The organism is Candidatus Anaplasma sp. TIGMIC, assembly GCF_028204095.1.
Taxonomy (GTDB): Bacteria; Pseudomonadota; Alphaproteobacteria; order Rickettsiales; family Anaplasmataceae; genus Anaplasma.
Genome location: NZ_JAQLOH010000007.1, coordinates 37,065 through 43,565, shown reverse-complemented (window position 1 = coordinate 43,565; position 6,501 = coordinate 37,065). Strand labels below are relative to the sequence as shown.

Annotated in this window: 15 protein-coding genes; all 15 read left to right on the top strand. The window is 47.3% G+C overall.

The features are described from left to right. Positions 1-61: 61 nt before the first annotated feature. Genes rpsJ through rpsN form a run of 15 tightly spaced genes read left to right on the top strand, consistent with a single transcriptional unit; the run spans position 62 to position 6,495 of the window. On the top strand, positions 62-379 hold the full coding sequence (rpsJ, locus tag PGW94_RS01510; RefSeq protein ID WP_271757920.1) for a 30S ribosomal protein S10: 318 nt from the start codon (positions 62-64) through the stop codon (positions 377-379). A gap of 31 nt (positions 380-410) precedes the next feature. After that, a complete protein-coding gene (gene rplC, locus PGW94_RS01505; RefSeq protein ID WP_271757918.1) occupies positions 411-1,067 on the top strand; it encodes a 50S ribosomal protein L3 in 657 nt (218 codons plus the stop codon). A gap of 21 nt (positions 1,068-1,088) precedes the next feature. Then, the gene (rplD, locus tag PGW94_RS01500) at positions 1,089-1,715 is read left to right on the top strand and encodes a 50S ribosomal protein L4 (protein ID WP_271757916.1); all 627 of its coding nucleotides are present in this window, start codon (positions 1,089-1,091) and stop codon (positions 1,713-1,715) included. Then, positions 1,708-1,998: a 50S ribosomal protein L23 gene (locus PGW94_RS01495; RefSeq protein ID WP_271757915.1), complete on the top strand. Its 291-nt coding sequence runs from the start codon at positions 1,708-1,710 to the stop codon at positions 1,996-1,998. The genes rplD and PGW94_RS01495 overlap by 8 nt, the downstream gene beginning before the upstream one ends. Further along, complete coding sequence (gene rplB / locus PGW94_RS01490) at positions 1,995-2,825, top strand: 50S ribosomal protein L2 (protein WP_271757913.1); 831 nt, start codon at positions 1,995-1,997, stop codon at positions 2,823-2,825. Before PGW94_RS01495 ends, rplB begins: the two co-directional genes overlap by 4 nt. A gap of 5 nt (positions 2,826-2,830) precedes the next feature. Continuing rightward, positions 2,831-3,115 carry a 30S ribosomal protein S19 gene (gene rpsS, locus PGW94_RS01485; protein WP_271757910.1) on the top strand — a complete coding sequence of 95 codons (285 nt, stop codon included), beginning with the start codon at positions 2,831-2,833 and terminating at the stop codon, positions 3,113-3,115. Position 3,116: 1 nt separating this feature from the next. Next, positions 3,117-3,455, top strand: a complete 339-nt coding sequence (gene rplV / locus PGW94_RS01480) for a 50S ribosomal protein L22 (RefSeq protein ID WP_271757908.1) — start codon at positions 3,117-3,119, stop codon at positions 3,453-3,455. A gap of 3 nt (positions 3,456-3,458) precedes the next feature. Then, positions 3,459-4,094 carry a 30S ribosomal protein S3 gene (gene rpsC / locus PGW94_RS01475; RefSeq protein ID WP_271757906.1) on the top strand — a complete coding sequence of 212 codons (636 nt, stop codon included), beginning with the start codon at positions 3,459-3,461 and terminating at the stop codon, positions 4,092-4,094. Between the two features lie 15 nt (positions 4,095-4,109). Further along, positions 4,110-4,520 carry a 50S ribosomal protein L16 gene (gene rplP / locus PGW94_RS01470; RefSeq protein WP_271757928.1) on the top strand — a complete coding sequence of 137 codons (411 nt, stop codon included), beginning with the start codon at positions 4,110-4,112 and terminating at the stop codon, positions 4,518-4,520. Positions 4,521-4,528: 8 nt separating this feature from the next. After that, the gene (gene rpmC, locus PGW94_RS01465; RefSeq protein WP_271757904.1) at positions 4,529-4,735 is read left to right on the top strand and encodes a 50S ribosomal protein L29; all 207 of its coding nucleotides are present in this window, start codon (positions 4,529-4,531) and stop codon (positions 4,733-4,735) included. Then, positions 4,728-4,958: a 30S ribosomal protein S17 gene (rpsQ, locus tag PGW94_RS01460; protein ID WP_271757902.1), complete on the top strand. Its 231-nt coding sequence runs from the start codon at positions 4,728-4,730 to the stop codon at positions 4,956-4,958. Before rpmC ends, rpsQ begins: the two co-directional genes overlap by 8 nt. Positions 4,959-4,967: 9 nt before the next feature. Continuing rightward, positions 4,968-5,327: a 50S ribosomal protein L14 gene (gene rplN, locus PGW94_RS01455; protein WP_271757900.1), complete on the top strand. Its 360-nt coding sequence runs from the start codon at positions 4,968-4,970 to the stop codon at positions 5,325-5,327. Continuing rightward, positions 5,327-5,641: a 50S ribosomal protein L24 gene (gene rplX, locus PGW94_RS01450; RefSeq protein ID WP_271757897.1), complete on the top strand. Its 315-nt coding sequence runs from the start codon at positions 5,327-5,329 to the stop codon at positions 5,639-5,641. Before rplN ends, rplX begins: the two co-directional genes overlap by 1 nt. 6 nt (positions 5,642-5,647) lie before the next feature. Continuing rightward, positions 5,648-6,181, top strand: a complete 534-nt coding sequence (gene rplE / locus PGW94_RS01445; protein WP_271757895.1) for a 50S ribosomal protein L5 — start codon at positions 5,648-5,650, stop codon at positions 6,179-6,181. Between the two features lie 8 nt (positions 6,182-6,189). Continuing rightward, on the top strand, positions 6,190-6,495 hold the full coding sequence (gene rpsN / locus PGW94_RS01440; protein ID WP_271757893.1) for a 30S ribosomal protein S14: 306 nt from the start codon (positions 6,190-6,192) through the stop codon (positions 6,493-6,495). Positions 6,496-6,501: the final 6 nt, after the last annotated feature.

The following is a 6,501-nucleotide window of genomic DNA, read 5'->3' as shown; positions in this document are numbered from 1 at the left end:
GAGAGAAGGTGGAAGGACCGTTGGCTCGGGTATTATCACTGAGATTTTGGAGTAGTTTACTATGGTGACGCAGAAGATATACATTGAGTTGAAGGCCTTCGATCATTGTTTGCTCGATAGGTCTGCGCGCAGCATAATCATGGTAGCAAAAAGAAGTGGGGCCAAAGTTAATGGCCCTGTGTTCTTTCCTAGGAGGCTTGCAAAGTTCATAGTGAATCGCTCTACTCATGTTGATAAGAAATCTAGGGAGCAGTTTGAAATTAGGACTCATAAGAGGTTGATAAGTCTGCCCAAGGCCAATTCCACAGTGCTGCAGGCGTTAATGAGTCTCCAGTTGCCAGCTGGTGTTGATGTCAGAGTGAAGGTTGTTGGAGGGTAACGTGGCGGCGCGTAAAAGAATTGGATTGTGGATGAAGAAAGTAGGTGCCTCAGCTGTATTTGATGCAACTACTGGAGCTAGGGTTCCGGTGACTTTGTTGTCATTGGAAGATACTTTTGTCGTTGGAACAAGGGTAGAGGGCGTTCATGGATACAACTCAGTGGTCCTAGGCTCTCGGCGTCCTGGTAAGGTTAAAAAGCCGCAGGCTGAAGCTTTAAGTAAGCAGGGTGTGAGCACGCCTTGCCGTGTATTTGAGTCCAGAGTAGAAACGGTTGGTGATTTGCAACCCGGCGACAATATTGGTATTGAGCATTTTGTCCCCGGGCAGTTTGTGGATGTTACTGGGTACACCATAGGGCGGGGGTTTGCTGGTGTTATGAAGAGGCATAACTTCAGTGGGCTGCGTGCTTCTCACGGTGTCTCTATCTCGCACAGGTCTCAGGGGTCTACTGGGCAATGTCAGGATCCTGGTAGGGTGTTCAAGGGAAAGAAGATGGCTGGGCACATGGGTAACAGAAGGGTTACCATGCAAAGCTTGAAGGTGCTGCATATAGATAAAGAAGAATCCTTGCTTGTTGTAAAGGGGACTGGCGTTCCGGGGTCGGAAGGATCTTATGTCTTTGTTAGGGATGCCGTGAAGAAGCCCATGCCGAAGGATGTCGCGCTCACTGAGAGTGTGGCAGGTTAAAAGTAAGTTTGAGAGCGTTTTATGGAAATCAGTGTTGTTAACATTGCGAATGAGGTTGTCGGCAGCATAGATCTGAATCCTCAAATATTTGGCTTGGAGGCCAGACGTGATGTGCTCAAGGAGGTTGTTAATTGGCAGCTAGCGAAGAGGCGGTCTGGTACCCATAAAACCAAGGGGATTAGTGACATATCTGGTACTACTGCGAAGCCTTACAGGCAGAAGCATACTGGAAGGGCGCGGCAGGGTAGTCTCCGTAGTCCACAGTTTAGGGGTGGTGCTGTAATTTTCGGCCCAGTTGTTCGGAGTCATGCGTACTCTTTGAATAAAAAGGTTCGTAGGTTGGGACTTAAGGTGGCTCTTTCTATGAAGGCTGCTAGTAATAAGTTGGTGATTCTCGACAGTATGGATGTCGGTCTGCGCAAGACAGCGGAGGCAAAGGCTGCTTTTGGTAAATTTTCGGGTCATCGTTCGTATCTTGTAGTTTCAGAGAATTACAAGGAGGAAGTTGAGCGCGCATGCATGAATTTGCGCGGTGTCGATCTGATGAAATGTGTAGGTATCAATGTCTTGGACATACTCAAGCATGATTGTGTTATGTTGACTGTGGATACAGTGAAGGCATTGGAGAATAGGTTGTGCAATGAGTGATTGTCTTTCCGTAATAGTTTCTCCTGTAATCACAGAGAAAGTTGTGTCGATGACTGAGGGGTATAACAGGTATGCCGTGTATGCTACGGTTGACGCTACTAAGTCCCAGATTAGTCGTGCCATAAAGATGTTATGTGGTGAAGAGCCGTTTAACGTCTGTTCGCTTAGGCTTAAGGGTAAGCAGAAGCGCTGTAAGGGGATTTTGGGGCGCAGAAAAGGTAGAAAGAAGGTGTATTTCTCGCTGACCAAGGGGAAGGAATTTAAGATAGTGAGGGCCAAATGAGTCTTAGGGTTCTAAATGCGGTAACTCCTTCGCTGAGGGGAACTGTCTTAGTAGATAAGACTATGCTGTGGAAGGGTAAGCCCGAGAGATCTTTGGTGTGTGGCAAGATGTCATCTGGTGGTAGGAACGCTCGTGGTGTTGTTACAGTAAGGCACCGTGGTGGCGGGCACAGGCGGCTATATAGGATTGTGGATTTCAAGAGAAGCAAGGAGGATGTTCCTGCGGTTGTTAAGCGTCTTGAGTACGATCCTAATCGCACTGCGTTTCTGGCTTTGATAGAGTACGAAGATGGCGAGTTGTCTTATATACTTGCGCCTAGTGCGCTAAAGGTGGGCGACGTTGTAACGTCTGGTAATTCGTCTGATGTTCTTCCGGGAAATTGCTTAAAGTTGTCAAGTATTCCATCAGGTACGTTTGTTCACAATGTTGAGATGAAGGTTGGCGCCGGTGGGGTGATAGCCAGAGCTGCGGGCAGCTATGCTCAGGTAATGGGCCGTGATGGTGCATATGTACTGCTTAGACTTGGGTCAGGCGAAGTTAGAAAGATCCTGGCTGGATGCAGGGCTACAGTTGGTGTGGTGTCAAACCTTGATAACAGGAACATCAAGCTGGGCAAAGCGGGTAGGAGTAGATGGTTAGGACTAAGACCTAAGGTGAGAGGGGTAGCGATGAACCCTGTGGATCACCCGCATGGTGGTGGTGAAGGTAAGACTTCAGGGGGTAGGAATTCAGTGACTCCTTGGGGTGTGCCGACCAAAGGTAAGAAGACTAGAAAACGTGGTAAGCACAGTGATAAATATATTAGGAGTTCGTCTGTCAAGAGATAAGGTGTATGTCAAGATCAGTTAAAAAGCCGCCGTTTTGTGCGCCGCATGTGCTTCGCCTAGCGAATAGGGTAATAGCGTCAAATAGGACCAGTGTTGTGATCAATATTCACTCTAGGTCGTCGGTGATTCTGAATAGATTTGTCGGCCTGACGTTTGGAGTGTACAACGGGAAGACCTATGTTCCAGTTAAGGTAACAGAGAATATAGTGGGACGGAAATTCGGGGAGTTTTCGCCGACTAGAAAGTTCACGGGGCATGCGGGGGATAAGAAGGTGTCCAGGAAGGGATGATATGACAATGGTTATTAGTGCAAAAGGGTTGGGGCTGCGCTCAACGCCAGCTAAGCTGAATTTGGTAGCAGATCTGGTGCGGGGCAAAGACGTTGCTGTTGCAGTCATGTACTTGAAGTTTTGTAAAAAGAAGGCAGCATCTCTTATCGAGAAGGTATTGAAGTCTGCTATAGCTAACGCTCGTACTAATTACGGGGTGGATGCAGATAATCTGTATATAGATGGGATTCTGATTGGGAAGTCGTACACTCTGAAGAGAGTCATGCCCAAAGCGAGAGGGAAGGCTTGCAGGATAAGCAAGAGGTACGGAAGAGTGGTTGTGAATTTGAAGGAAAGGTAGCATATGGGGCAGAAGACAAATCCCATCGGATTGAGACTGAAAATAGTTGGGATGTGGGATTCGCTGTGGTACGCCGAGAGGGATTACGCAACAAAATTGCAAGAAGACCTCATGTTGCGTAGCTTCGTGAAGAAGACATTCCAGCATGCTGCGGTAAGCAAAATTGTGATAGCAAGAAAAGTGGACGCTGTGATCATCAACATACACTCAGCAAGGCCTGGAGTAATCATAGGAAAGAAGGGGGTGGATATAGATAGGGTCAAGCAGAAGATCGCGCAAATTGTAAACCACGAAGTTGAGTTACACATAGTAGAAGTGAAGAAGCCCGATTTGAAGGCTGTGTTGATAGCGGAGAATATAGCTCAGCAGCTTGAAAAGCGTGTTTCGTTCAGGCGTGCGATGAAGAGAGGTGTTCAGAACTGCCTAAAGCTTGGAGCCAAGGGCGTGAAAGTGAGCTGTTCCGGAAGGCTTGGTGGTGCTGAGATAGCGAGAACCGAGTGGCACAAGGAAGGTAGCGTGCCTTTGCATACGTTTAGGGCCAATGTTGATTATAGCTGTGTAGAGGCGAAGACTATATACGGAATAGTTGGAGTCAAGGTCTGGGTCTACGTTGGGGATACAAGAGCCGGAATAGAGTAAGGGGATATAGCCATGTTGTTTGTACCTAGGAAGACGAAGTATTCCAAAAGTTTTAAGGGTAGGATTAGCGGTGTTGCGAAGGGAGGTAGTGAGCTAGCATTTGGCCAGTGTGGCCTGAAAGCTCTGGAGCCATGTAGGTTGACCTCAAAGCAGATAGAATCGGCAAGGCGTAGCATATCTAGGAGCCTCAGACGTGTAGGGAAAGTGTGGATACGCGTATACTGTCACGTGCCTGTAAGTAAAAAGCCTGTTGACGTGAGAATGGGTAAGGGCAAGGGCAGCACGGAGATGTGGGTGTGTAAGGCGCAGCCTGGAAGGATACTCTTCGAGATAGGTGGAGTGTCTACGGAGATGGCAAGGGAGGCATTCAGGAAAGCGCAGTCGAAATTGCCAATTAAGTGCAGTTTTGTGGAAGAAGGGTTTTAGGTGTGGCTATGAGTTCGGTTGCTAAGATGGATAGTAAGTCTTCTAAGGAGCTTCGTGAGAAGTTAGCTACTTTGAGAAGGGACTTAGTGGAGAATGTATTTGAGAGCAAGAGTGGTGGAGCTGTCAACAATGCCCGTCGTGGAACTATTAGGAAGGAGATAGCCAGGGTATTGACCGTGCTTAGCATGAGAAAAATAAGGGGAGAGGATGTCTAAAAGAGTTTTGGTTGGGGTTGTTACTGATACGAGGCGCGACAAGACGGTCAAGGTTTCGGTATACAGAATGGTACACCACAAGGTATACAAGAAGATCGTGAAGGAGTGTCGGGTTTATTCCCTTCATGACGAGCATAACAAGTGTGTTCGAGGCGATGTGGTAAAGATAAGGGAGCATATTCCGGTATCTGCCACCAAAAGGTGGATTATAGTTGATGAATAGGTTTTTGGCATGATACAGAAAAACGCCATTTTGGATGTTGCGGACAACTCAGGAGCGCGCAAGGTGCTATGCATAGGGTTCCTGGGGGGAAAAAGGTCAGCTACTGTGGGGGATGTAATTGTTGTATCAGCCAAGGTTGCTACTCCGAAGGGGAGGGTAACAAAGGGAAAGGTATATAAGGCTGTTATCGTTAGGGTTAAGGGGCCGATTCGCAGACCTGATGGCAGTACTATTAGGTTTTCTAGTAATGCGGTTGTTCTAGTTAATGATCAGGGTGATCCTTTGGGAACTAGGGTTTTTGGTCCTGTGAGAAAGTTGCCAGTTGGCGAGTTCGCAAAGGTGATGTCACTGGCTGTGGAGGTTTTGTAGTGGCTAAGATTGTTAGTGGAGATGAAGTTATCGTTATTGCTGGTGGCGATAAGGGTAAAGTTGGAAAGGTTGTGAAGGTTCTAAGGAAAGGCGGTCGCGTTCTGGCAAAGGTTGCTTCGGTTGCTTTATGTAGGAAGAGCGTTAAGCCTACGAAGGATCGGGAAGGTGGTATTTTCAGTGTTGAGAGATTTATAGATATGTCCAACGTCGCGTTTTTCGACAGCGAGGCTGGTGTTCGTGCTAGGGTGGGCTATAAGTTTGTCGATGGTAAGAAGGTTCGATACTTAAAGGGTTCTGGAAGAGTTTTGGATTAGGTTTGTATGTTGGGGAGTTTGTCTAAGGATGCTATCTCCAGGTCTCTTGTTGATAGGCTTGGAAGGAAGAACGTAATGCAGGTGCCGAAAGTTGTGAAGGTCTGTTTGAATATGGGCATCGGTATTGCTGGATCTGATAGTAAAGTCATGGATTCGTGCACCAGGGACCTCGCGATGATTTCCGCGCAGAAGCCTGTTACCACGCGAGCTAGGAAGTCTATAGCTGGATTCAAAATCCGTAAGGGGTTTCCGATAGGCTGCATGGTGACTCTGCGTGGAAAACGTATGTATGAGTTTCTGGATCGGCTAGTGAACATTGCTCTTCCTAGAGAGAGGGATTTCAGAGGTTTGTCGATGTCACAGTTTGACGGGTGCGGCAACATATCTTTCGGCATCAAAGAGCACATATCGTTTTTGGAAGTCGATTACGACAAGATAGACAAGGTCAGGGGATTGGACGTTAGCATAGTGACAACAGCTAACAACAATGAGGATGCCAAGGCTTTGCTCATTGAGTTAGGATTTCCATTTATAAATTAGGGGGTGGAGTGTCTAAGAAGTCAGTAGTACAGAGGAACTTGAAGCGTATAGCAATGTCTTCTGTGTTAGCCAAAAAGAGAAAGGAACTAGCGGCTAAGCTCAAGGACGAGTCTTTGCCTATGTCTGAGAGGTTTGCTGCGCAGATGAAGCTGTCTAAAATGCCGAGGGATTCTTCTTATATCAGGGTTAGGAACAGGTGTCTGATAACTGGGCGGCCGCGTGGATATTATAGAAAATTCGGGATGTCTCGCATTGTGCTAAGGCAGTTGGGCTCTATAGGGCAGATACCGGGGTTAACGAAGTCAAGTTGGTAGTAAGGT

Coding starts and splice junctions, on each gene's coding strand:
- PGW94_RS01495 (WP_271757915.1), top strand. CDS start 1,708: ATGAGTGATTGTCTTTCCGTAATAGTTTCTCCTGTAATCACAGAGAAA.
- rpsC (WP_271757906.1), top strand. CDS start 3,459: ATGGGGCAGAAGACAAATCCCATCGGATTGAGACTGAAAATAGTTGGG.
- rplE (WP_271757895.1), top strand. CDS start 5,648: ATGTTGGGGAGTTTGTCTAAGGATGCTATCTCCAGGTCTCTTGTTGAT.
- rplB (WP_271757913.1), top strand. CDS start 1,995: ATGAGTCTTAGGGTTCTAAATGCGGTAACTCCTTCGCTGAGGGGAACT.
- rpsQ (WP_271757902.1), top strand. CDS start 4,728: ATGTCTAAAAGAGTTTTGGTTGGGGTTGTTACTGATACGAGGCGCGAC.
- rpsS (WP_271757910.1), top strand. CDS start 2,831: ATGTCAAGATCAGTTAAAAAGCCGCCGTTTTGTGCGCCGCATGTGCTT.
- rplC (WP_271757918.1), top strand. CDS start 411: ATGAAGAAAGTAGGTGCCTCAGCTGTATTTGATGCAACTACTGGAGCT.
- rpmC (WP_271757904.1), top strand. CDS start 4,529: ATGAGTTCGGTTGCTAAGATGGATAGTAAGTCTTCTAAGGAGCTTCGT.
- rplN (WP_271757900.1), top strand. CDS start 4,968: ATGATACAGAAAAACGCCATTTTGGATGTTGCGGACAACTCAGGAGCG.
- rpsJ (WP_271757920.1), top strand. CDS start 62: ATGGTGACGCAGAAGATATACATTGAGTTGAAGGCCTTCGATCATTGT.
- rplV (WP_271757908.1), top strand. CDS start 3,117: ATGACAATGGTTATTAGTGCAAAAGGGTTGGGGCTGCGCTCAACGCCA.
- rplD (WP_271757916.1), top strand. CDS start 1,089: ATGGAAATCAGTGTTGTTAACATTGCGAATGAGGTTGTCGGCAGCATA.